The 21,106-nt window shown below is 58.3% G+C and carries 18 protein-coding genes, 2 pseudogenes and 1 other annotated feature; of the genes and pseudogenes, 5 read left to right on the top strand and 15 right to left on the bottom strand.

Translation table 11 applies throughout. The features are described from left to right. Positions 1-256 precede the first annotated feature (256 nt). Together XH87_RS00270 and nopM are read right to left on the bottom strand one after the other, a co-directional pair. Entirely contained in the window at positions 257-547 is a 291-nt protein-coding gene (locus XH87_RS00270) for a hypothetical protein (protein ID WP_271585713.1), read from the bottom strand. 52 nt (positions 548-599) lie between these two features. After that, positions 600-2,345, bottom strand: coding sequence for a T3SS effector NEL-type E3 ubiquitin ligase NopM (gene nopM / locus XH87_RS00265; protein ID WP_271585712.1), 1,746 nt, complete (start codon positions 2,343-2,345; stop codon positions 600-602). A gap of 1,031 nt (positions 2,346-3,376) precedes the next feature. Here nopM and XH87_RS00260 point away from each other — a divergent pair. Beyond that, positions 3,377-4,882: an NEL-type E3 ubiquitin ligase domain-containing protein gene (locus XH87_RS00260; RefSeq protein WP_271585711.1), complete on the top strand. Its 1,506-nt coding sequence runs from the start codon at positions 3,377-3,379 to the stop codon at positions 4,880-4,882. 481 nt (positions 4,883-5,363) lie between these two features. Here the strand turns inward: XH87_RS00260 and XH87_RS00255 are convergent. Continuing rightward, positions 5,364-5,510, bottom strand: a pseudogene (locus XH87_RS00255) (IS5/IS1182 family transposase); the annotation flags it as partial. 30 nt (positions 5,511-5,540) lie between these two features. Further along, positions 5,541-6,200, bottom strand: a complete 660-nt coding sequence (locus XH87_RS00250; protein WP_271585710.1) for a helix-turn-helix domain-containing protein — start codon at positions 6,198-6,200, stop codon at positions 5,541-5,543. A gap of 193 nt (positions 6,201-6,393) precedes the next feature. On the opposite strand from XH87_RS00250, the gene XH87_RS00245 reads away from it, so the two are divergent. Continuing rightward, a complete protein-coding gene (locus tag XH87_RS00245; RefSeq protein ID WP_271585709.1) occupies positions 6,394-7,548 on the top strand; it encodes a Fic family protein in 1,155 nt (384 codons plus the stop codon). Positions 7,549-7,591: 43 nt separating this feature from the next. Here the strand turns inward: XH87_RS00245 and XH87_RS00240 are convergent, their stop codons facing one another. Beyond that, positions 7,592-8,305, bottom strand: a complete 714-nt coding sequence (locus XH87_RS00240; protein ID WP_271585708.1) for a hypothetical protein — start codon at positions 8,303-8,305, stop codon at positions 7,592-7,594. Between XH87_RS00240 and XH87_RS00235 the strand changes: the two genes are divergently transcribed. Then, entirely contained in the window at positions 8,286-8,702 is a 417-nt protein-coding gene (locus tag XH87_RS00235; protein WP_333909159.1) for a tyrosine-type recombinase/integrase, read from the top strand. The two genes, XH87_RS00240 and XH87_RS00235, sit on opposite strands and share 20 nt — an antisense overlap. Before the next feature lie 431 nt (positions 8,703-9,133). Here XH87_RS00235 and XH87_RS00230 read toward each other — a convergent pair whose 3' ends face one another. Both XH87_RS00230 and XH87_RS00225 read right to left on the bottom strand, forming a co-directional pair. Then, a complete protein-coding gene (locus XH87_RS00230; protein ID WP_271585706.1) occupies positions 9,134-10,192 on the bottom strand; it encodes a pectinesterase family protein in 1,059 nt (352 codons plus the stop codon). Positions 10,193-10,439: 247 nt separating this feature from the next. Further along, a complete protein-coding gene (locus XH87_RS00225) occupies positions 10,440-11,738 on the bottom strand; it encodes a glycoside hydrolase family 28 protein (RefSeq protein WP_271585705.1) in 1,299 nt (432 codons plus the stop codon). Positions 11,739-12,493: 755 nt separating this feature from the next. Between XH87_RS00225 and XH87_RS00220 the strand changes: the two genes are divergently transcribed. Next, a complete protein-coding gene (locus XH87_RS00220; protein ID WP_271585704.1) occupies positions 12,494-12,718 on the top strand; it encodes a hypothetical protein in 225 nt (74 codons plus the stop codon). Here the strand turns inward: XH87_RS00220 and XH87_RS00215 are convergent. Beyond that, the gene (locus tag XH87_RS00215) at positions 12,687-13,085 is read right to left on the bottom strand and encodes a hypothetical protein (RefSeq protein WP_271585703.1); all 399 of its coding nucleotides are present in this window, start codon (positions 13,083-13,085) and stop codon (positions 12,687-12,689) included. The two genes, XH87_RS00220 and XH87_RS00215, sit on opposite strands and share 32 nt — an antisense overlap. Before the next feature lie 89 nt (positions 13,086-13,174). Here XH87_RS00215 and XH87_RS00210 point away from each other — a divergent pair, with 89 nt between their 5' ends. Further along, entirely contained in the window at positions 13,175-13,576 is a 402-nt protein-coding gene (locus XH87_RS00210; protein ID WP_271585702.1) for a Fic family protein, read from the top strand. 439 nt (positions 13,577-14,015) lie between these two features. On the opposite strand, the gene XH87_RS00205 is transcribed toward XH87_RS00210, so the two are convergent. The 7 genes and pseudogenes from XH87_RS00205 to XH87_RS36675 all read right to left on the bottom strand — a co-directional run bounded on the left by XH87_RS00205 (position 14,016) and on the right by XH87_RS36675 (position 20,810). Continuing rightward, positions 14,016-15,247 (bottom strand): IS3 family transposase gene (locus XH87_RS00205; RefSeq protein WP_271585701.1). Its coding sequence is split into 2 segments (ribosomal slippage): positions 14,016-14,956 and positions 14,956-15,247, totalling 1,233 coding nucleotides; the frame shifts between segments, so codons are not numbered across the junction. After that, positions 14,847-14,963, bottom strand: a sequence feature (AL1L pseudoknot). Its footprint overlaps the gene before it by 117 nt. A gap of 408 nt (positions 15,248-15,655) precedes the next feature. Then, positions 15,656-15,952: an addiction module antidote protein gene (locus XH87_RS00200; protein WP_271585700.1), complete on the bottom strand. Its 297-nt coding sequence runs from the start codon at positions 15,950-15,952 to the stop codon at positions 15,656-15,658. A 3-nt stretch (positions 15,953-15,955) separates the two neighbouring features. Beyond that, entirely contained in the window at positions 15,956-16,252 is a 297-nt protein-coding gene (locus XH87_RS00195; protein WP_271585699.1) for a type II toxin-antitoxin system RelE/ParE family toxin, read from the bottom strand. 76 nt (positions 16,253-16,328) lie between these two features. Further along, positions 16,329-17,240: a mandelate racemase/muconate lactonizing enzyme family protein gene (locus tag XH87_RS00190; protein WP_271585698.1), complete on the bottom strand. Its 912-nt coding sequence runs from the start codon at positions 17,238-17,240 to the stop codon at positions 16,329-16,331. A 685-nt stretch (positions 17,241-17,925) separates the two neighbouring features. After that, complete coding sequence (locus tag XH87_RS00185; protein WP_271585697.1) at positions 17,926-18,846, bottom strand: TauD/TfdA dioxygenase family protein; 921 nt, start codon at positions 18,844-18,846, stop codon at positions 17,926-17,928. A 761-nt stretch (positions 18,847-19,607) separates the two neighbouring features. Continuing rightward, positions 19,608-19,898 carry an aldehyde dehydrogenase family protein gene (locus XH87_RS36680; RefSeq protein WP_442868224.1) on the bottom strand — a complete coding sequence of 97 codons (291 nt, stop codon included), beginning with the start codon at positions 19,896-19,898 and terminating at the stop codon, positions 19,608-19,610. Positions 19,899-20,118: 220 nt separating this feature from the next. Then, positions 20,119-20,810, bottom strand: a pseudogene (locus XH87_RS36675) (aldehyde dehydrogenase family protein). Positions 20,811-21,106 lie beyond the last annotated feature (296 nt).

Raw genomic sequence — 21,106 nt, 5'->3', positions numbered from 1 at the left:
TTAAAATTGATCCAGCGTGCAGTTCGCTTCGGCTTGGCAAGCCAGTCGGCAATGAAGATGCGGCAGACTTCAAGTCGCTCACTTCAATCGGCTCAGTCTTGACCGAGGGACCCGCAAGGCTTGTCGTGCAGTCTCGGGACTGAGCCGATCAAGCGCTGCGCACCACGACGGCTTGGCCATCGTAAGCTGCGAACGCAGTGCGTGCTTGAACTCACAACTTGCTTGCCAAGATGAAGCTCGCGGGAAGGACCCGAAGTCAATAGACCTGCCGGACAAGTAACTGCGTCGTCAAGCCGAGCTGGTTGGCTGCGGTAGCGCCTCCGGAAGCCATGATTTCACCGCTGCGCGCCTTGGTCTCCTCAACAACTTTTCGACGGACTGAGCTCTCGTCCCGAAGCGGCTTTCGACGGGACGCGGATACTCCCTCGCCTCGCGCGCGGCAACTTTCGTCGCTCAGCAAGACCGAAAGGGCCTCATCGACGGCAGCGCACTTTCCAAGGTGCAAAAGCACCTTGGCAGCGATGGGCGAGGCTTCACGATCGATCATTACGTACCGCCCGCAGAGCAATGATAAATATCTCTGCGGCCGTTTGGGAGCCTCATAGTTTGAGGCCGCGCTCTGCGAGCACACGGTGCATGACCTCGCCTTTGATCTCGCCAGCGATCTCGTTTCGGACTTGGGCGCCGAGCACCCTCTCGGCATCCGGATCGCCTAGCAGGCCATGCTCGGCCAGTCGCTGATCCCAGCGGGTTTGAAACTCCTCGCCCATGGCTTCGACGAGCCGGTCTTGCATCGCGGCATATTCGTCCGGAGCGATGCGCCTCAGCACCGTCTCCCAGGGTTGCCAGCGGCTTGCCATGTAGTCGGTGAACTGACTTGCTTCCCGCTCCCGGACCAGGTCGAGCGCCTCCGTCGCATCTTCCTCGCTTACGTGAGAGACCGCCAGGAAGCGCATGTCAGGGGCGACATGACTGAGCTCCAGCGGCTCGCGCAGCAGATGTTGATAGGCCAGGTAGTTTTCGACGTCGTCTACGGTAGGGTCGAGGCTGAGGAGCGAGTTGACCCTGTCGCGCGCGATCCGGTCCAACGCCTCCAAGCGGAAGGCGACACGGCCGCGCTGGATCAGATCGCCAAGCCGATCGTCATACACCCCGTCCTCGACGTCAGCGTTGAGGCGCGCGGTCTGCATACCATTCCAGTGCAAGGTGACACGATCCTCGCAGCTCGCGTTGGCCTCGGAAGCCTGCGCAAAGAACTGCTCGCGCAATGTCGGATTGGCCGCCGCATGCCGCAGATCATCAGCTACTGTCTGCCGAAACTCGTCATTGCCGTAGTTCACGGTGCCTCGTAGCCTCTCCAGGAACTGTGCGTAGTCTCGGGCACCGGGCTCATCCGCAAAGCGCTGCCATTCGGCCAGCGCGGCCGGATCGTCTGCGAGCCAGTGTGCGGCAGCCTCATGCAGCGATTGCTGCGCAAGCTGCGGTGGCGCATCAGCCGCCGCCAGATGAGCGAGGACGTTGTCCGGCAGCGGGTTATCCCGGAAGTCGAGGCTCTCCAGATGCGGGTAGTAGAGGCTATTATTCGGTACAAGAGCATCTAGAAGACCTTCAGGCAGGCTGGTCAGCCGGTTACCGCTGACATTGAGTGATTGGAGCGTTCTCGGAAGAGGGTCGGGGAGGTTGGCCAATTGATTGCCGCTGACATTGAGTTCAATGAGCCACGAGGGCAGTGACTCGGGGATGTCGGTCAGCTGATTGCCACTGACCGCAAGGGAGGTGAGCCCGCTCGGGAGAGCGTCCGGCAGGCTGGTTAGCCGGTTATCGTTTGCGTTCAGGATCTCGAGCCCGGCCGGAAGGTTTGCCGGCAGACTGTTCAAGCTGTTGTCAGCGACCTCCAGCTCAGAGAGGGTCGCCGGAAGATCGTCCGGCAAACTGGTCAAGCGATTATGGCTAATGAGAAGATGCTGGAGACCGGGTGGGAACGTAGTGGGCAGGCTGCTTAGCTCGTTGTGCCTGGCGCGCAGTTGCAGCAACCTTGGCGGCAGGGCGGCGGGAAGAGCGGTCAGCGAGAGCGAGGACAAATCGAGCGAGTGCGAGCCTGTGTTATCCGAATTCCTGATTTGTCTGCGCCCCTGTCGCCTATTCTCGGCTTCGCCCTGCCCCTCTTCGGCAACCCAACTGTCCAGGATCTGCGCGCGCGCGGAGGCTGGGGTCCGATACCCCGTCAAGGTTTCGACCAAGTTGGCCAGGGCACGATTGAAGCCGCCGAGGTAGCTTTCCTGGTCCGCGTCGTCAGAAGGCGCCGAGGAAGAACCTGCACTCCACTGTGCCTGTCCCGTGTTCATCAATTTCTCCATCGTCAGAACAAGAATACCCCCGCTTCTCAAGCTCGCGAAGCAGGTGGTTGCGCAGCGCAATGATCATTCGACCGCCGGTGCACGTGCTCTGCGGCCCGCCCGACTTAGGTGGGTACAGGTTCAAACGAGCGCGACCGCGGCAAATGGATGGATACTGCGCGAGCTTGCTGCCTTTCGTTGACCAGAGTAAGTCCGGTAGGACAGTCAACGGGTAGCGTAACGTGCTGCCGTTAGCAGTTATATCTGTCGATCAGCTGACGGAGTGTCGCTGCAGAACCTCAGAGTTGCTCAGTTTGCCGCTGATGAGCGAAGCCATCCAGCTTGCGGGTGAACCGGTCACGTTTCGCAAAGACCAGCTCGACACCGACTGCCTAGGCATCTGAGAGGGCGCCGTGAACTTGGCCGTACGGACCGCCTGCCGCCCTTCGTGTCCAGCTACTCGGCCGAAAAGGCTCCGCTGGCTTACGTTGAGATAAAGCACCATCACGGCTCTGGGGCTCTATACTGAAGCCGCTGCCGCCTTGGTATCCGCACAAACGTGTAGGCGGGAGATAACTACCCTCGGCCGAGATCGAGTCACTGTTCCAAAATCGTTGTACCGACAGTCATGCCGGCTTCGATGCCATCGTTGCCACCCTACGGTGATAGTCTGTCAGCTTATCGAAAGCTAAGTGTCTTAGGTCCTAGAGCATGTCACCATGGGCTGAGTCTACTCAGTTTCGTAAGGAGGGGGAGATGGATCCTTTTGAGGCAGGACAGATTCAGCGCGGCGGCGGCATCCCTTCTGCATCTTCCGGACAAGAGGGCGGGGAAAACGGCGGCGGCACAATGGAATGCGGTCGTGACAGGCTACGCAGCAAACTCCGGGGACTCAGCGCTTGCAGAGGACGATGAAGACGAGGTGCTTGAGAATTGGGCTGCTGAACCGGAGGTGGGCGAATGCTCGGGGTGAGGCCACTAGACTGGATCTCGAATCGCTGTCCCTTACCAGCCTGCCTAGACTTCCGATTGGTATCGTCGTGCTCGATGTCCCCCTCAATCGGCTTACTACTCTGCCGGATAGCCTCCCTGCTTCGCTCCAGCGTCTTGGTGTTAGGGGCAATCAGCTGACCAGCCTGCCCGCGCTTCCGACCGAGCTCAGAGGTCTCGACGCGAGCTCCAACCGGCTGAGGAACTTGCCTGAGGTCCTACCTGCTGCGCTGGAGTTTCTCGACCTCAGCCACAATCAGTTGCTAGATTTGCCCGAGGTCCTCCCTGCTTCGCTCCAGTTTCTCTACGCCAGCGACAATCAGTTGACGAATCTGCCGGAGGTCCTTCCTGCCTCGCTCCGGTTTCTCGACGTCAGCCAAAACGAACTAACGCGTTTGCCGGAGGCCCTCCCTGCTTCACTGGAGCATCTCGACGCCAGCCAAAACCAGTTGACGAGCCTGCCCGAGGATCTGCTGACGCAGTTGGGCGAAGGTAGCAGCATAGTTCTGATTGAAAATCCGCTGCCCGAGCAGGTTCTGACGAACCTGGATACAGTCCTAAGCGCCGAGAGCTATGTCGGTCCGACCGTCCACCTTTCGCGCGATGACGAAAGTGAATTGTCCGGGACAGACGATGGACAGGCCGATGCTCTCATTGAAACGGTCGCAGACTGGCTCAGGGGCAATCCACAGGACGGCGATCGAGAGGTGCTGGCCGCTTGGCAGAGCTTTGCAGAAGAGCCGGGCGTCCGGGAATACGGCCTTTTCCTTGGCAAACTGTTCGACTCCGTCAATTCTAGTAATGAAGAATTTCGGCGCTCGGTGGCCAATGATCTGCGACAGGCGGCAAATAACCCGCAATTGCATACGCAATACTTTCAACTGGCCCTGGACGCCAACCAGAGCTGCGAGGATCGCAGAACTTTGACCTGGAACGGCATGCAGACCGCACGCCTCATCGCAGACGTCGAGAACGGCGTCTATGACAATAAGGCACGGTTTCCCGATCTCATCGATCTGGGACGCGTCATGTTCCGCCTGGACGCGCTGGAGGGGATTGCGCGCGAGAAGGTTCACTCGCTAGGCTCGGGCAAGAACGTCGAAGACATCGACGCTATTGAGGTCTTTCTTGCTTATCAAAGCAAGCTACGCGAGCGGCTGGGACTGCAACACGCCGCGCCGGACATGCGCTTCTTTGAGGTCTCCGGCGTCACCGACGCTGATGTTGACAGCGCAGAGACATCCGTGCGGAACAGGGAGGCGGCGGAATTCGCCGACTATTTGGCGGTGGACTGGCAACCTTGGGACGACGTGGTGCGTCGCATCGCACCGGAGGACCACGCCAGGACGCGGGACCTGCTCATTGCTGCAATGGGAAAGGAGTTCGACAACCGACTTGAGCAACAGCTCGCCGACAAAGGCTTGAGCGGGGTTGAAGCCGGCCTCGTCGAGGATGCCAAGCGAGAGTTGGGTGCCGCAGTTCGTAAAGAAATCGCCCGTGAGATCAAGGGCGCGCTAAGAGACAAGGTGCTCAATGAACACGGCCTCACCCTGTGAAGCCACCTTTGCTGCAGGAGGCTGTTAATTCCTGCTACAGTTTCCCTCTGGTGCGCCGGTTGGTGGCCGAGAGAATTCGCGTGATCCTCAGCGAGTGCAGCGGAGCGCCGATCTAAAAGCCGGCGCTGCTCGACTCGTTCCAGCGGGTGTTTCCCTAAAGCGACGATGGAATTTTGACTAACTGGACCCGCCTCCGAAAGGCGAAGGAAGGCGAGATCATTGCCGACATTTTACGGAAATAGCTGTCTGACCGTGGTTGCGGCCCCACCCTGATCGCCCAAACTCATATCCAGAGCCTATATCGGTTGTCCCGCCCGCCACCTCCAAGAAAAATCGGAAGCTCGCATATTGCGCAACAGAGTGAGTCCGCAATTGCCAATCGAGCCCGGCTCCAAATGGACTCTTTGCCGCATCCAGGCAGGCAGTTTAGCTCCAGCAATCATATGCTTTTAAAGGCAAAGCAGTTGTCGCATAGGATCTCCTCCAACTGAGCGCGCCGTCGTTCTTCCCCCTTCGCGCGCGTGAAGTTTTTGTCCCGGTTGTTCACGGCCTTGAACTTGCTGCCATCCATGGCGAGGCGCGCCCCGCGTAGTGCCAGGCCGTTGTCCCTTCGGAAGGCCGCAATGGTCATCTAATACCCTCTTGTAATGTCGCCGCGCTAGGGAGCGCAGTGGCGGCGTTGGACTAAGTAGGTGTCCACCACCTTCCCTGCACTTAACCTCTGAGAAGCACCGACTCGCCGGCGCAGCACCTCGCGCTTTTCCAGTACGAACTCGGTAAGAGAGCCGTCGTTGTCAGCAATCTCGAGGCCTTCGCCGAAGCCCTCATGCTTAGCAAAATAAGCGAGCGCCGCTTCAGGACTCAGTTCGCAAGGGACGGTCCATTCGTCCTTCTGTGACGGGTCAAATAGTGGCGTTGCCCGTTGGAGGGTGTACCAATGAACCCGGTCCGAGCCATCGTCGGCCGGCTGTCGGGTCAGTATCTCCAAGGCTTCAACCAGGCTCTTTCGAGAAACCGTAAGGCGCTCAATGTCGGCGGCGGTCTGGTCGATTCTACCGGCGGGGGTCGTTTCGCCCCTCTTCATTTTCTCCGAGCGCAACATCTCCAACTGCTGGTCGATGAGCTTGATGCTGTCGAGATAGCCCATCGCGGTTTCAAGAATAACGATGACGGGGCCCGGGATTTCGCGTTCGCCGGCTTCCCATCTGCGGACAGTGCGCCCATCTTCCACCCGAACGATCCTGGCAAAAGCGTCTGCGGTCAGCCCGAGCGTGGCGCGAGCGTCTTTTAAGGCTTCTGGTGTTCTCACAAGGGTCACTGCATGCTCCTAGGGCCATTGGTCCTAAATCATGTAGGGCCAATGGTCCTATACCGCAAGAGTTCCAGAGTTATTTCTGCTGCTAGAGGCGGCAATAAAAGCGGCAAAGAAAGCGGCGCAAGCGTTTATATAGATATTGATATTGCTATATATTTTAGCGGCAAAGAAAGCGGCAAAAATGGACGTATCAGCAATGGAACCCCTCCTGCCTGAAGACCGGCAGGAACTCGAAGATTTGGCAACCGACCTGGTGGCCAAAGCCAATACGTTGGCCGGACGCCTGCACCCGGTTATGCGGGCTTCGGTGGGCGACCTCGTGCGTTCAATGAACTGCTATTACTCGAACCTTATCGAGGGCCACAACACACTGCCTATCGACATTGATAGGGCGCTCAACGACGACTTGGCCAAAGAGCCCGAGCGTCGCAATCTTCAATTGGAAGCGCGCGCGCATATCGAAGTGCAGCGCATGATCGATCGCGGCGAAGCCCCCTCGCCTGCGCTGTCCGTCGACTTCATTATCTGGACCCACAAAAACTTCTGCGAACGCTTGCCGGAAGAGCTGCTGGTCGTTGACCATCCGACCACCAAAGAGAAGATCAAAATCGTTCCAGGCGAACTTCGGAACGACCACGTCAAAGTAGGATTCCACATACCGCCTCCACCGGCAGACCTTCACGCCTTCCTAAAGCGATTTGCCGAAGGCTACTCCGCGAAGCACCTTTCGAGACTACGCAAGATTATCGGCGTTGCCGCGTCCCACCATCGCTTGGCCTGGATACACCCGTTTCTGGACGGCAACGGCCGCGTGACGCGGCTGTTCTCACACGCACTCTTACGGGAGTTGGATGTCGGCTCTGAACTTTGGGCCGTTTCGCGAGGGCTGGCGCGAAGGGTCGCCGACTACAAAGGCAACTTGCAAGTGGCTGACGAACCGCGTCGCGGCGATCTCGACGGCCGCGGTAATCTCACCATGGCCGGGCTCATTGGCTTCTGCACATTCTTTCTGACGACGTGTGTCGATCAAATCGACTTTATGGCCGAGCTTCTAGAGCCGGAAGAACTGCTAAGGCGAATGGAGATCTGGACCGAAGAGGAGACCCGCGCAAAACGGCTGCCAAAGGGTTCGTGGCCCTTATTACGTGAAGCGGTGATGGCCGGTGAATACGCGCGCGGCAGCGCCCCTGCGCTCACAGGATACGAAGAACGCCAGGCCCGAACGGTCCTCAACGCCCTTATTGAAAAGGGCTACTTGGTTTCACGAACCACGCGTTCACCTGTGAAACTGGGCTTCCCGACGGCGGTGGTCGATCGATGGTTTCCTAGACTTTACCAGCCGGCCGGCTGATTTTGCGGCGAATCCAGAAGTGATCATCGCCAAATTCCGTTCCTCAAGTATCGCAACTTACCAAGCATCGTCTGGAAACCAAAAAAGTTTTCGATGTGCCGATCGAAGGCCCGCCGAATGTGCCGCACATGGGTGGGACGATAGCGGCTCTGAGCCTTGGCATGCAGGCGAAGAAAGCCAAGGTAAATCGGCGCCAGGTTACGCTCCAGGGATAGAACGCGGAGATCGCCTCTTCGCTGTCCGGCCCATCTCCGTGTACTACGGCATTGCGAACTGTGTACGCGTACTGAACATCCTCAGTGATTTGCATTGCGCGACTGCAATCGCCCCAACCGGCTGCAAATGCGCACCGTCGGGCGAGCCCTTGGGACTTGTCCTCGCGCGCCAGGACGGCAAGCGCCTCCAGCGCCGCCACTAGACGAACAAGACGAATCCGATCATGTGGCTCGCTAAACGCTTCTGCGATAAGTGTGTTGGCGTAGCGTAGGCGTTCGAGGACAGGCGACGACGGATCATCTCCCGACACCATCCACATCGCCAAGCTTGCGAGCAGATTGGCGTCCGGGCCGAAGTCATCATCAAGTAGATCGGCCCAGCAGTCATCAAGATGACTCGCCCATGGTCCTTTTGAGAGACTGAAGTTCGGCGAGCCGGCCTTGTTGAAATAAACCTGCGAGGTCTCCCAAACGAATCCGTTCCCAACACGGACATCGTCCATATGATAGTAACCAAACTTTATGCGAATAAGATTGAGCATGTACTCAGCTCACATCCCGCGCCGCCTTCCAGGCCATCTCGTATGTTGTCATCTGAAAGCCGCAAATACTCGGCTCCGAGCTAGGCTCCTGAAGCTCGTTGCACTACGCAGCCGCTCGTCGGAGCCAGGGCCGCTCTTCCTAAATTCACGAGATCGAGGATTGAGGCCGCATACATTCCGTCCCAAGCTGCGAGCTTTTGCAGAGCAAGCGGGCGTCAAACGGGTTGTTACGCCCCACATGTTACGCCACACAGCGGCCACCCTGCTGATTGAGAGCGGCGTAGGTATCCGAATGGTTCAACGTCTTCTCGGACATTCGAGCATAGCAACAACCGAGATTTACATTCACGTTTCCGAGAAGCATCACGGCGAACTCTTGAACGAGCAAATGTCATAGGTACGCTTGCGTCGTGATCACTTTTCAGCCTCCTTGATACGTTCGGCTGCTCGCTGGGGCCGTCGCCGCATGGACCGTGAGAAGAACCTCTTTCCCCGATATCACGATGAAATACCGCCAGATGGTCGAGGACGTTATTATCGAGGCCGACAACATCGTCATCCTACATTTCGACATCACGGATACAGAAATGCAGTTCAGGAGATTCTTGCCGACCCGAAAAGCCGAGCGGCGACATCAAACACTGCCCCGATCCTGGTCGTAGTACGCTTTAGGTTAAAATGGCTTTCTCATTTGATGCGGGCTGGATCGGCCCGAATGTGCCGCGGGCCAAGGAGAGCCTTAACGAGCTCTTCTGAACGTGCGCCAATAGCCGGAGCGCCGCCACACCGCACTCGGCCGGCAGTTTGGTTGCTGCACACGACTGTCCATCACTTCCGCTCTCCTGCCGTCATTCCATCCGAGGATCGCCACGAACCCCTTCGCCGTGAGCCTTGCTTTATGTTCCATCGAGATGGTTCCGTTGGCAGCCAATCTGTGGCACCTTCGAAGAATACTCTCAGCGACCATTTCGCGGCTTCGCCATCTGTCAGTTGATGCGAGCGAGGCTCGCGACCTGAGGGGTTGGCCCCGACGCCGAAAGATCTATATTCGGCATAATAGCTCGTGCTCAAATTGCTGGTCTCGCCAGGAGACCATTCGCGCCAGCCTTCTGCAATGACCTTTGTATCTATCTTTGTCGACAGGAAGACCACTGTGGCGTAGGGGCGCCAGGGGCGGCCAAGTGCGATATAGCGCGCAGCAGTGTCGGCACTTAGCCTGCAATGATCAAAAACATAGCCGCTGTCCTCATCCGGCGCTGCCTTGCTCTGAGCGGTATAGATGACCGCTTGATTGGCGATGCCGTGCAACTCACATTGCCGGAACCAGGCCTTGGCGTTGCCAAATATGAAATCGACATGCCCTTCGATGTAGCAGTTCGAGAAGTATTGTCGTGACATTCTGCCGTTTGGTCCCTTGCCTGCAAACAGCGTGTCCTGGGCGCCGAGCAGGCGGACGCGCGTAACGACGTCCCTGTCTCCGGTAACGGACAGCGCTACCGCCTGCGAGGGTGGATTGGCCGGATTGAGGGCGTAGTCGTTCTGGATGGTGAGATTCTCGAGCCGGAAGTCATCGCCAGCGGCATCCAGCGTCGCCGAACGGGCTGTTCCTCCTACATTAATCGCGCCGTCGCCATACACAATGACCGTATCCTCCGGCTTCCTGCCAGTCCCTTCAATATGAATACCGGGTTTGGAGATTTTGACCTTCTCGCGATAGATGCCCGGCGCGATCAGGACAATTCCGCCTTCCGCCTGCAACGCGTCGATGGCTTGCTGCACGGAGTGATAGTCTGCATTTCCGGCATGCGACACCAATAGTGGCTGAGCGTACGCTGCCGAGATGCAGAAACATCCGGCCAGAAGCGCAGACGGCACGAAAATTCGCATGTGATCTCACCCTTCATTGAGTTCGGGGCGCGCTCGACGCATACCGCCGCGGGATAGCCGGCGTGCATGGTCAAACACATTTTCTTCGCCAAACCAGAAGCTGCACGTCACTCTCGCAATTCCGGCCCTGCAACCCCGGCGGCCGCCTGCAACGAAGTACCGGACAGGAGGCTGACGTTCTGCAACACCAGCGATTTAGGCCCGCCGATGCCGAACTCACCACCCCTTTCGGCGCCGGGTGTCGTGCTTACCGATTGCCGTCGCGGAATGCCCTGGCACATGCCTCCGATCCGCGCGGCAGCGGTTCTGTAGCTCGTCCCGGCAGCGGCGGCGATACGTCAGAGCGATTTGCGGTCACCTTCGCGTGTTCGAGTTGCCAAGTCGCGGAATTGGCAAATCGGACATCCTCGAGTGTCACGTCAAGGGCATGCCGCTCGTCTACGCCGCGCATCAGCAGCACACCATTGTCGCCACGCACATGGTGCAGAACGATCTGCCGATAGACCGGAATCCTCGTGCCTTGTGCGCGCGGATCATATTTTGCGTCGAACGCCACCGGCCACCGGTTGCCTCTTAGACACACGTTCTCATAAGTCACGCGCTCGACCAAGCCGCCTCGACTGACATCGCTCTTGATGCGCAGGCCAGACGTCGTGCCGTCCAGCGTCAGATTACGCACCAGTATGTCGCTAGCCCCCGAATTCACCTCGCTGCCGATCGACATGCCGTGCCCCCAGCCGAAATAATTATCAATGATGGAAATATGGCTGCTTGAGCCATTATCGCCGGCCTTGATTGCGACGTTGTCGTCTCCCGTGCGTATCAAGCTGTGGGTGATGGTCACATCCTGACTGGCGCCGGGGTCGATGCCGTCGGTATTACGCGCATCCGCCGGTGAATCGATGGTGAGGCCCCAGAAAGTGGCACCTTCGACCCGATTCATCGCGACATGGAAATTGGGCGCGTTGCGCAAGGTGACACCAGAGAGCGTGATGTCCTGCGCATGATCGATCTGGATCAAGCGCGGGGCGTTCTGGTTGCCGCCCTCGGCTTGCGCGCGGCGGGCCAGCTGCCACCAGGTTTCGGCGCCGCCGCCCATAATTGCGCCGCCCTGACCATCGATGATGCCCTCCCCGTAGATGCCGCCGCCACGCGTTTTGGAAAAGCTGATGAATGGCCGGCAACCGTCGCCCTTACCCGTGATGCGACCACACTGTCCGCGGCCCCTGTCGTAAGCAGCTGGTTCGGGAATAGCGATCAGCGCCGCACCGCGTCCGATCCATAAGGTCACGCCCGATTTTATCTCGAGTGGACCTGAGTGAAACTCGCCGCGCCCGAGATAAACTGCAGCGCCAGCGGGGCAATGTTGAATGGCGTCCTGTAGGTTAACTGTATCGTTCTTGCCGGAAGGCACAGGGCGATCGCAGACCGTATGAGGTGCAACAGGTTCGGCGATAGTCCGGCGGTCTTGCGCTTTTGCGGCGGGGCAGACAACCATGGAGGCGACTATGGACAATAGGGCCCAGTTGCGAAAACGCTTTGTCATCGACCTCATCGTGCTTTGTCACGCGTATCCTTGCCGCGTCCCTTTTCTGGTATTGAGCGCTGGCTCGATCGAGCCGCCGCGCGCGTCACTCGCCCGCGCAAGATGACATTTATAAGACGCAGCTGACGCCCCGACCTTGCGATCGCGCAGCAGCACCTTGCCTGGTGCGCGAAAAAGACGAAGCGTTCTGCGAGAGTCCGAAAATCCAACAGCGTCGTAACGTCAGCCTGCTCACACTGATTGAGCTCTCAACCGGTCCCGAATTCGGCTTTTTTGCATCTACAATTGCGCGTGAATCCACGCCAGCCTCTCGTCCAGGATCAGTGGGTCAGTGAGTATTCGGGCAAGCTTTCGAGAAGCTGACGAGGCTACGGCCGGCACCCGGATCGCATTCGCACCCGATACCCTCTTCCTGGCGTCTCCCGATCTAGATGACCGCCGTTACCCGCCCTGTCCGGATCGCGCTGTGATCGCTTGCGGGACATCGTCAGCCAGTTCTCGTCATCATTAATGCGATGCCGGATGAGACAGGTCGGCTTCCGCGGTCAGCACCGCCCTGCACGTCTCGTGCCTTGCCCCACGGCCATAGCGGACCATCGTGGTCATTGAACACGCCCGCTCGTTCAACCGCTTGCCGCTTGTAGTCGTCCGTAGACGACCGACGTTGACGTCTTTCCATCCGACACCTCCTGGCTCCTCGAGCCTCCTACAGGTGTCTATCAATTCGGAGGCTCAACCAACGAAAGACAAGCGTCATGGACGAAGTCGCGCTGCAAAGGGCCGAGAAGCAAACAAACCACATCACCCTTGGTGGCAAAGTCCACCTGTACTTCCGCGGGAAGCGCGGCCGGTACCATTGCTCCGCAACGATCGAAGGGAAGCAGTACCGCTCCGCCACGGAGAAGGACGACCTCCGGCAGGCCGAGGAAGTCGCCGAGGAGTGGTATCTCAAGTTGCGCGAGATGGTGAGGAAGCGGTGACCTGGAAAAGGTCACCGCTCGCAAGAAGGAGAAAACCTTCCTGGCCGCTGCTGAGAGGTTTCCGGAAGAGTTTCCTGTGCTGACGGAAGGTCAGCGCAACGCCATCTATGTCAAAGGCCACGAACGTCGAGCGCGCAAGTACCTCATCCCCTTCTTCGGAAAGAAGGGCTTGTCCGAGATCACGGGTGTCCTTATGAACGAGTATCGCATAAGCCGCATCGAGCAGGCCAAAGAGCAGCGGGGAAAGCCACCTGTCCGCGCGATAATGCATCAGGAGATCGTATGCCTTCGGCAGATCCTGAACGCCAGCGGCATCGACCCAGTTTTGAAAGCTGCGCTTGCGCACCTCTGGTTCGTAACTATCCATCCCTCCAGGACGGCAACGGCCGCATAGCACGCGCCATCGCCGACCTCGCTCTCGCCAGATCTGAGCAGAGCGCGCAGAGGTTTTACAGCATGTCTGCTCAAATCCGCCGTGAGAGGAATGAGTATTACGCCATTCTAGAGCGAACGCAGAGAGGTAGTCTTGAAATCACCGACTGGCTAACGTGTTTCCTCGACTGCCTAGATCGCGCCTTCGATGGCGCGGACACCATTCTCGGCAGCATTCTCCGCAAGGCAGACTTCTGGGACCTTCACGCAGCACGGCAACTTAATGAGCGTCAGCGACTGGTGCTCAATCGCCTCTTCGACGGATTCGAAGGAAAACTTACGTCGTCGAAATGGGCAAAACTCACGAAAGTCTCCCAGGCTACCGCCGCGAGGGACATCGACGAACTCGTCGGTCACGGCATCCTCAAAAAGGACGCTGCCGGTGGCCGGAGTACAAGCTACTCGCTTATAGATTTAAAGACCTGATAGTTGACCATCAAAGACGATCAAGAGGATGCATTTGAGAAGACTCTCTCAACGCAACTCAGCCGCAATATCGACTTCCTTAAATTCGCGGAGACGAAGAATGCCGCGCTGCTTACGTTTTCCTCGGCTTGGATCATGGCTCTATCAATCTACTGACCGGCCAAAGCACCCTTCCACTCGGTTATAACATCGCCTTCTGCGTAGCCCTTCCGCTTTTGCGCTTGCCGGACTTATCTGTATTCTTTCATTCGTTCCGCAGGCTTTGGCGCGCTCGGTATACTGATCGATGGCAACCTGGGATGGTTTCAATGTGATGCGGCACCACCCCTCATGGCGAAAGCCGCCTCGCCTCATTCAAGGCTTTGAGGAATTCCGGAGGATTCTGTATGTCCGTGAATTATGAACCGCCCCGGGTTTGCCGGAGGCCATTTGGTTTAAGTTATGCCGCCATGGCCGGCTGTTCCAGCATGGCGTAGTAGCGTTGCTCGGCTTCGGCCGGCGGAATGTTGCCGATGGGCTCCAGGAGCCGCCGGTTGTTGAACCAGTCCACCCATTCCAGGGTCGCGAACTCGACGGCCTCGAAGCTGCGCCATGGCCCGCGCCGATGGATTACTTCGGCTTTGTAGAGACCGTTGATGGTTTCGGCGAGAGCGTTGTCATAGGAATCTCCGACATTGCCGACAGAAGGCTCGACGCCAGCTTGAGCCAGGCGCTCGGTGTACTTAATGGATACGTATTGGCTGCCCCTGTCGCTGTGGTGCACGAGCCCACTGCGATGGACCGGCCTTCGATCATGCAGGGCCTGCTCCAACGCATCGAGCACGAAGCCGGCGTGCGCCGTGCGCGAGGCGCGCCAGCCCACGATCCTGCGGGCATAGGCGTCGATGACGAAGGCGACGTAAACAAAGCCGGTCCAGGTCGCGACATAGGTGAAGTCGGAGAGCCAAAGGACGTTCGGCCTCGACGCCTTGAACTGGCGGTTGACGTGATCCAGCGGGCATGGCGCCGCCTTGTCGCTGATCGTGGTCCTGATGGGCTTGCCACGGATGACCCCCTGCAAACCCATGTCCCGCATCAGTCGCGACACTGTGCAACGGGCAACATCGAAGCCTTCGCGTTTGAGCTGGCGCCAGACCTTGCGCATGCCATAGACGGAGAAGTTCTGATCGAAGACGCGCCGAACCTCGATCTTCAGCGCTGCGTCCTGCCGGGCGCGCGCCGACAGCTTGGCGGGATCGCGCCGTTTGGCCACATGGGCATGGTAGGTCGAGGGGGCGATCGGCAAGACCTTGCAGATCGGCTCGACCCCATGCGCCCCACGATGCTCGTCAATGAAGGCGATCATGGCTTGGACCGGCGGTCGAGCTCCGCCATCGCAAAATAAGCGCTCGCCTTGCGCAAGATCTCGTTGGCTTGCCGAAGCTCACGGTTCTCCCGTTCCAGGGCCTTCAGCTTCTCGGCCATCTCGGTTGGAACGCCGGCCCGCTGCCCGCTGTCGACCTCGGCCTTCTTCACCCAGTCATGCAGGGTCTGCGGGGTGCAGCCGATCTTGGCCGCAATCGAGGTCACTGCCGCCCACCGCGACGGGTGCTCGCCGGCGTGCTCGAGAACCATCCGAACCGCGCGGTCCCGGATCTCAGGCGAAAACTTGTTCGTCGTCTTGCTTGTCATGGCTCCATCCTCTCAGGAGTTGGAGCCTCCGGCAAACCCGGGGCGGTTCATTAGACCGGCCGTTGCCCCGTCATGCGCGCTCCTTTTGTGTTGTGGAGGTTCGAGGCGGCGCTTGGCGACGCGGACACGCGGCGGTGTCCGTGTCCGACGAGGAATGAAGAGACTGTGGACGAGGATGATTGCTCCAGTATCGCCAGAACGGGATAGCTCCATACATAGCCGGATTGCCGGTCATAGCATGACGAAGAAGCCGGAAGACAAGGTTTAGCGAACGAGAAGCCCAACAGCGCTTCGAGGCTGCACTACTTGGCGCGCTCAAGACGCCGCATGAGCCGCTGAAGGAAAAGCCGAAGGTAAAGAAAAAGAGAGCCAAGAAAAAGCCCGGAGGGTGATCCGGGCTTTTGCGCTTTAGGCGACTTTGGCTACTTTTGGTTCTGCGTGTAGATGTATTCCTAAAGATCCAAGCACCTTGAGGACGGTCCCGAATTCTGGGCGCCCCTCGGAGCTAAGCGCCTTATAGAGGTGCTCGCGGGAGAGTCCTGCGTCTTTAGCAATGGCGGTCATTCCGCGAGCGCGAGCAACGGTGCCAATGGCATCAGTGATAAACGCTGGGTCATTGGTTTCGAATGCTTCGCTGAGATAGGCCGCGATTGCTTCTGGACTATCTAGATACTCTGCTGCATCAAATGGTCGGGTTTTGGCCATTGCTCACTCCTCCAACTCACTCGCGATCTTCTTTGCGTTGGCGATGTCTTTGTCTTGTGAGTCTTTGTCGCCACCGCAAAGAAGCAGGATCAACTCTTCACCGCGCTGGGTGAAATAAACTCGGTATCCCGCACCATGGTGGATGCGAAGTTCGCTTATTCCTTCCCCGACCGGCTTGACGTCTCCCGCGTTGCCCTTGGCCAGTCTATCGACCCTAACTAAGACCTTGGCCTTAGCCACCGCATCGCGTAAACCACTGAGCCAACTGGAGAATTGCTCCGTTTCTCTTATCGCCGGCACGTGTAAGTTATAAGATACACAAGCCTTTTGTCAACACGAAAGTGAAGTCCCGGTTCCTATCGCGTTGGCCGGTGCTTCACGAATTTTGGCCTCGGATTAGGCTGTTTGCCCGCAGGAAGCGCCGGCCCAGGCGGAAGTCGAATTCCGCGAAGCGGTGCAAGTGCCCGCCTGCAGCGCAGGTATCGGGCTGCGCGATGTCGAGCGCGTGCGTGACGAACAGCTCCCGAAACCCAAACCGAGTAAACTCACATTCGCCGCCCGCTATCGGGATCGAAAGCGCCGACTTTACCGCACGATAACCGGCAATATCTTCCGGCGGAACCGGTTCCTCGAACCAGCCGATATCGTGCTGCTCAATCATTCGCCCGAGTCGGATGGCTGCAATGCTGTCATAGGCGTGATTTGCATCTATCATGATTGCCACGGTCGGCCCGATCGCTTCGCGCACAGCGCGCGTCACGGCAGCATCTTCCTGTACGCCGAAGCCGACCCGAAGCTTTAGCGCAGCAAACCCTTCGGCGACGTAGCCTGAGGCCTCTTCGGCAAGATAGTGGATTGGATCTGCTGCTCTGCGTCGATACAGGCCGGTAGCGTACGCGGTGATCTGGGTACGCTGCGCGCCGCCCAGTAGCTGATGCACCGGAGCGTCAAAATACTTGCCCTTGATGTCCCACAATGCGATATCGATGCCCCCGAGCGCCTGAATCACAACGCCTTTCTGGCCGTGATCGCGGAGTCGTGCATAGATCATACGCCAAAGATAGTCCGTGCGTACTGGATTCTCGCCGATCAGCCATGGAGCGACGCAATCGACCACCGCGGCCGTTACCCGCGCGGGGCCATAACATTCGCCCCATCCCACGACACCTTGATCTGTCTGAACTTCGACCAACATGGCCGTGCGGGCGTCATACCAACCACGCGAACACGCAAGCGCTTCTGAGAGCTCTGCTTGAAGAATGTGGGTGCGAACCGCCATTATCTTCATCGGCTTGATCTCTTAGTCGCGTGGCTCTAGTGCCATTACAAATCGAATGTCTCTGGACCATGATTCAGCCCAGCGGCAACGTAGGAATGCGCAACCTCCCAACATATGGCGTGCAGGCAATGATATCCCGCTCGCAGAAGGACCGGCGTTTTGGTGCGAGCGCGTTGCCGGCCTCGACCTTTCCGTTCCTCGGAAGCATCGAGGCGGCGAAGCGTGCTTTGTCTCTTCGAAGCGCCGACTTACTGAGTTCGTGGATGAGCCCACCTTTACCGACCCTATTCTTGCCGCAGACGTATCTGCTCCAGTGGCGATCCGCTGCTCGCCCTGTGCCGTTTGTCTAGACTGCATGGCGAGTACCTCGCGCCTCTCTCGGCCCCTTTCCGGACGGACTAACTGGTCCCCGCTACCGATTTCGTAGCATCAGACACGCAGTGGCTGTTCAAGCGCTCCGTGCGAGCGGTACGATCGTCACAGCAAGCATCAGCGGCCATTACTCGCGGGCTTGCAGGCTTTTCGCAGAGAGTCCCGAAGTTCACCAACATCGCTAGGAGATTCGAGGTCACTAAGATGTCACCTTTATCTCAGTCTGCATGACACTCGCAAAGCCGACAGCCATTCACTTCAGATGCTACCGGCGTTATGGGTAGGCTCTCATCAGCTGTATGACCCTAAATTGGTAAGCAGCCTAGGAGGCCTGCGCCTGCTTGGTGACCTTGATCCGCGTTACGCTGCGTCGACCTTCCGCGCTCACCGGCACCTCGCCGTCGATCACCGCACGACGTACCACGCGATGCTGATCGCCGTAGTCATTGACCGCATAATGTTGGGTCGCGCGATTGTCCCACATGACGACGTCACCCTGCTTCCAGTTCCAGCGCACTGTATTCTCGGGCCCGGTGATGTGAGACTGGAATAGATCGAACAATTTCTGGCCATCGTACTTGGAAAGTCCGACAAAGCGCCGCACCAAATCGCCAAGCACGAGTGTGCGTTCGCCGGTTTCGGGATGGACGCGCACGACTGGATGCTCAGTCTCATAAACCGTTCTGGTGTAGATCTCGTCGAAATGCTGTCTGTCCTCCTGGCTCGCATTCCCCATTACAGTATAGTCATAAGCATTGCTATGAACTGCCCATAGTTCGTCTGCAAGGCGTTGAAGCGGCTTTGGCAGCCAGAGATAGGCTGCCGCGGTGTTCGACCATACCGTATCGCCACCAAATGAGGGGATTACGACGCCTCTCAGGACAGCAATCTTGGGATAGGCATCCACGAACGTCACATCGGTGTGCCAGAAGTCGGCCCGACTACCGCCGCGCGCCGAATCCAGCTCAATCATTGAGGTCGTCCCTTTGGTAACCGCCATCGTCGGATGAGCCACAAGCCTACCAAAACGAAGAGCAAACCGCTCGTGCTCGGCGTCATCCAGATGACTCTGATCGCGAAAAAACACAACCTTGTGCTCAAGCAGGGCATCCTTGATCGCCCCGATCGTCTCGTCCGACAAATCTCCCGAGACCTTTATATTGGTCACTTCAGCGCCTATCCGCGCAGCGCGCTTGGTGACCTTAACACCCGTGACTTTGTTGTTCAACTTTGCCTTGCTCATCGTCGATTCTCCCGGTGTAGTGGTTCTTCGCTAGACGACGCTGGTCAGCAGCAACGCAGCCTGCAATAACGATCACTCCCCCATCGCACGCCCGTACTAATGCCCCCATCATCGGCTAGCCCGAATCTTCCGCTTTATGGTGCTGCAGGCAGTGCTCGGGTCTCTGCTTTCGTTTCGGTTCGCAGAACGCGTTTGAGAGCTCCTAGCGGGAGGCGTTCGGGTGCGCGCGGATGTCACGTTCATGGAAGCGCCTCGTCTCACTGCAGCATGCCCAGCAAGTGCTGTGCCAGCTGCTGCAGGGGCTGAAGGACACGCCGTCCATGCAAGAGCCGCAGCATGTAGTCCGAAGTTGGACAACCTGAGCGGAAGCGGTCTTGTAGGTTTGTGCCGAATGCGACAGCAAAGGTTAAAACACCGAGCGGCGGCGCTCGACAGGGCGAGAGCAGGATCGCAAGTTATCGCCTAAATCGACCTGGGTCTGCGTCGCACTGGGTAAGCGTGGTTCTCGCACGCAAGTTGGTTGGGGATTCGCAATGTGAAAAGGTCCGACGTGCTACAAAAAACAGCTTAAGCCGGTTAGGTCCAGACAACGCGGTTGAGAAGGCGATAAATCATTGCTACGAGAACGTCTCGCAAAACCGATGATCAGGACCGGCTCTGCTCCGGGTCATGCTAGCAGGTGCTGCCTGATATTGCGCGTGGGAGCCCGAGCTTCGATGATTGTCATACTTTTAACTGACGCGGCCTCCAAACGATTTGGCTCACGATAGCATCCGAACCATACACCCAGGCCAGCCGCTTCGACTTATGTCGCGTCGGATGCTAAAGGGGCTATGCCATCCACCTGACATGATCACACTCGTCTTCACCTTCATATATTGTTCGGCCGCCTCCACTCCGTGCTCGATGCCAAGACCGCTCGCCTTGTGCCCACCAATTGGGGTCCCAGTGGAGAGAGTATGGGCACAATTGATCCAAACAATGCCGCTTACCAGCAAGCGGCGGGCCCGTTCGGCACGATGAAGCGACGAGGTCCAGACCGAGGCGGCCAAACCATATCGTTCGCAAGCTGCCAAGCTTCTTCATCGGTATCGAAAGGACGCAGCGCATGACTGGACCGAAAATTTCCTGTCGCGCAAAATCGCTTCGAGCGCGTACTTCGTCACGATCATAGGCAGGAAGAAATGTCCACCAGCCACGGGCCGATAGTGTTTTTGGCAAACATACCCCCCATCCACATCCGCGGTAAGGCGCCGAACACGCGTAAGCTGCTCAGCGGAAATGAGAGGGCCGATCTGCGACGAGAACGCGTGCGCAGCTCGTGCAGGTTTGGCCAGCATTCTTGAAGGTGCTGAAAACCGCGGCGGATGCTGCGCGTGGCAGATCAGCGTCATCGAATGCGATCAGCGGCGATTTTCTGCCAAGCTCAAGGATGACGCCCTTGAGCGCTTCACCGGCTGCGGCCGCAACGCGTCGGCCGGTCGCCATGGATCCCGTAAAGCTGATCTTCGATACCCGCGGATGCGTGATGAGCGGCGCGCCTGCTTCCGCTCCAAATCCAGTAATAATATTAACGACACCGTCTGGCAGCCCCGCTTGCTGCATTAGCGCAGCCAACAGAAGCGTAACCAGCGGACTCTGCTCGCCGGCTTAAGAATAATCGTATTTCCACAGGCGATGATTGGCGCGATCTTCGTTGCTGCATTCAACAAGAGATAATTCCACGCCGAAATCGCTCCTATGACCCCGAATGGCTCTCGCTCGACGAGTTCCGTCGCGTCATTTCCCATCGGCACAGTGCTGCCGTGCAGCTTGTCAGCTAGGCTGGCGTAATAATCGAAAAGCCGGGCCGCATGCTGCACGGAATCGGTTGTGGTCTCGCTGATCGGTCTTCCGCTGTCGAGCGTCTCAATCGTGCCAAGCCCTTGGGCATGTTTCCGGATCTCCTGCGCGATGCGGAGCAACAGCCGGTACGCTTGCCGCTATCTCAGGTCCACGACGCCGCGGCGGCGTCAGCGGCCCGCACGGCCCGATCCGCATCTGCGGCCTGCGCTCTCGATGCGACCATCAGATGCCGGGCATCAATCGGGCTCGTGACTGCGAACGTACCAGCATCAGTCGCGCAGCACCATTGTCCACCGATCCAGAGCGTGCCTTGGCGAACGCATTCCACGGGAAGCAGATCTCGAATGTCTTGGCATCTCCCTCCTCTCTTCTTAAAACATGTGTTGCTACGCGTAACCGAGGCGCTACCGAGGCT

The sequence above is a fragment of the Bradyrhizobium sp. CCBAU 53415 genome, assembly GCF_028128735.1.
Lineage (GTDB): Bacteria > Pseudomonadota > Alphaproteobacteria > Rhizobiales > Xanthobacteraceae > Bradyrhizobium.
This window is presented reverse-complemented; position numbering and strand designations above follow the sequence as displayed.

Excerpts from the sequence above, each read along its gene's own strand:
- XH87_RS00220 (WP_271585704.1), top strand. The coding sequence starts at position 12,494 with ATGGACGAAGTCGCGCTGCAAAGGGCCGAGAAGCAAACAAACCACATC.
- XH87_RS00230 (WP_271585706.1), bottom strand. The coding sequence starts at position 10,192 with ATGCGAATTTTCGTGCCGTCTGCGCTTCTGGCCGGATGTTTCTGCATC.
- XH87_RS00235 (WP_333909159.1), top strand. The coding sequence starts at position 8,286 with ATGCGAATAAGATTGAGCATGTACTCAGCTCACATCCCGCGCCGCCTT.
- XH87_RS00240 (WP_271585708.1), bottom strand. The coding sequence starts at position 8,305 with ATGCTCAATCTTATTCGCATAAAGTTTGGTTACTATCATATGGACGAT.
- XH87_RS00270 (WP_271585713.1), bottom strand. The coding sequence starts at position 547 with ATGATCGATCGTGAAGCCTCGCCCATCGCTGCCAAGGTGCTTTTGCAC.
- XH87_RS00190 (WP_271585698.1), bottom strand. The coding sequence starts at position 17,240 with ATGAAGATAATGGCGGTTCGCACCCACATTCTTCAAGCAGAGCTCTCA.
- nopM (WP_271585712.1), bottom strand. The coding sequence starts at position 2,345 with ATGAACACGGGACAGGCACAGTGGAGTGCAGGTTCTTCCTCGGCGCCT.
- XH87_RS00185 (WP_271585697.1), bottom strand. The coding sequence starts at position 18,846 with ATGAGCAAGGCAAAGTTGAACAACAAAGTCACGGGTGTTAAGGTCACC.
- XH87_RS00200 (WP_271585700.1), bottom strand. The coding sequence starts at position 15,952 with ATGGCCAAAACCCGACCATTTGATGCAGCAGAGTATCTAGATAGTCCA.
- XH87_RS00225 (WP_271585705.1), bottom strand. The coding sequence starts at position 11,738 with ATGACAAAGCGTTTTCGCAACTGGGCCCTATTGTCCATAGTCGCCTCC.
- XH87_RS00215 (WP_271585703.1), bottom strand. The coding sequence starts at position 13,085 with ATGGATAGTTACGAACCAGAGGTGCGCAAGCGCAGCTTTCAAAACTGG.
- XH87_RS00245 (WP_271585709.1), top strand. The coding sequence starts at position 6,394 with ATGGAACCCCTCCTGCCTGAAGACCGGCAGGAACTCGAAGATTTGGCA.
- XH87_RS00210 (WP_271585702.1), top strand. The coding sequence starts at position 13,175 with ATGTCTGCTCAAATCCGCCGTGAGAGGAATGAGTATTACGCCATTCTA.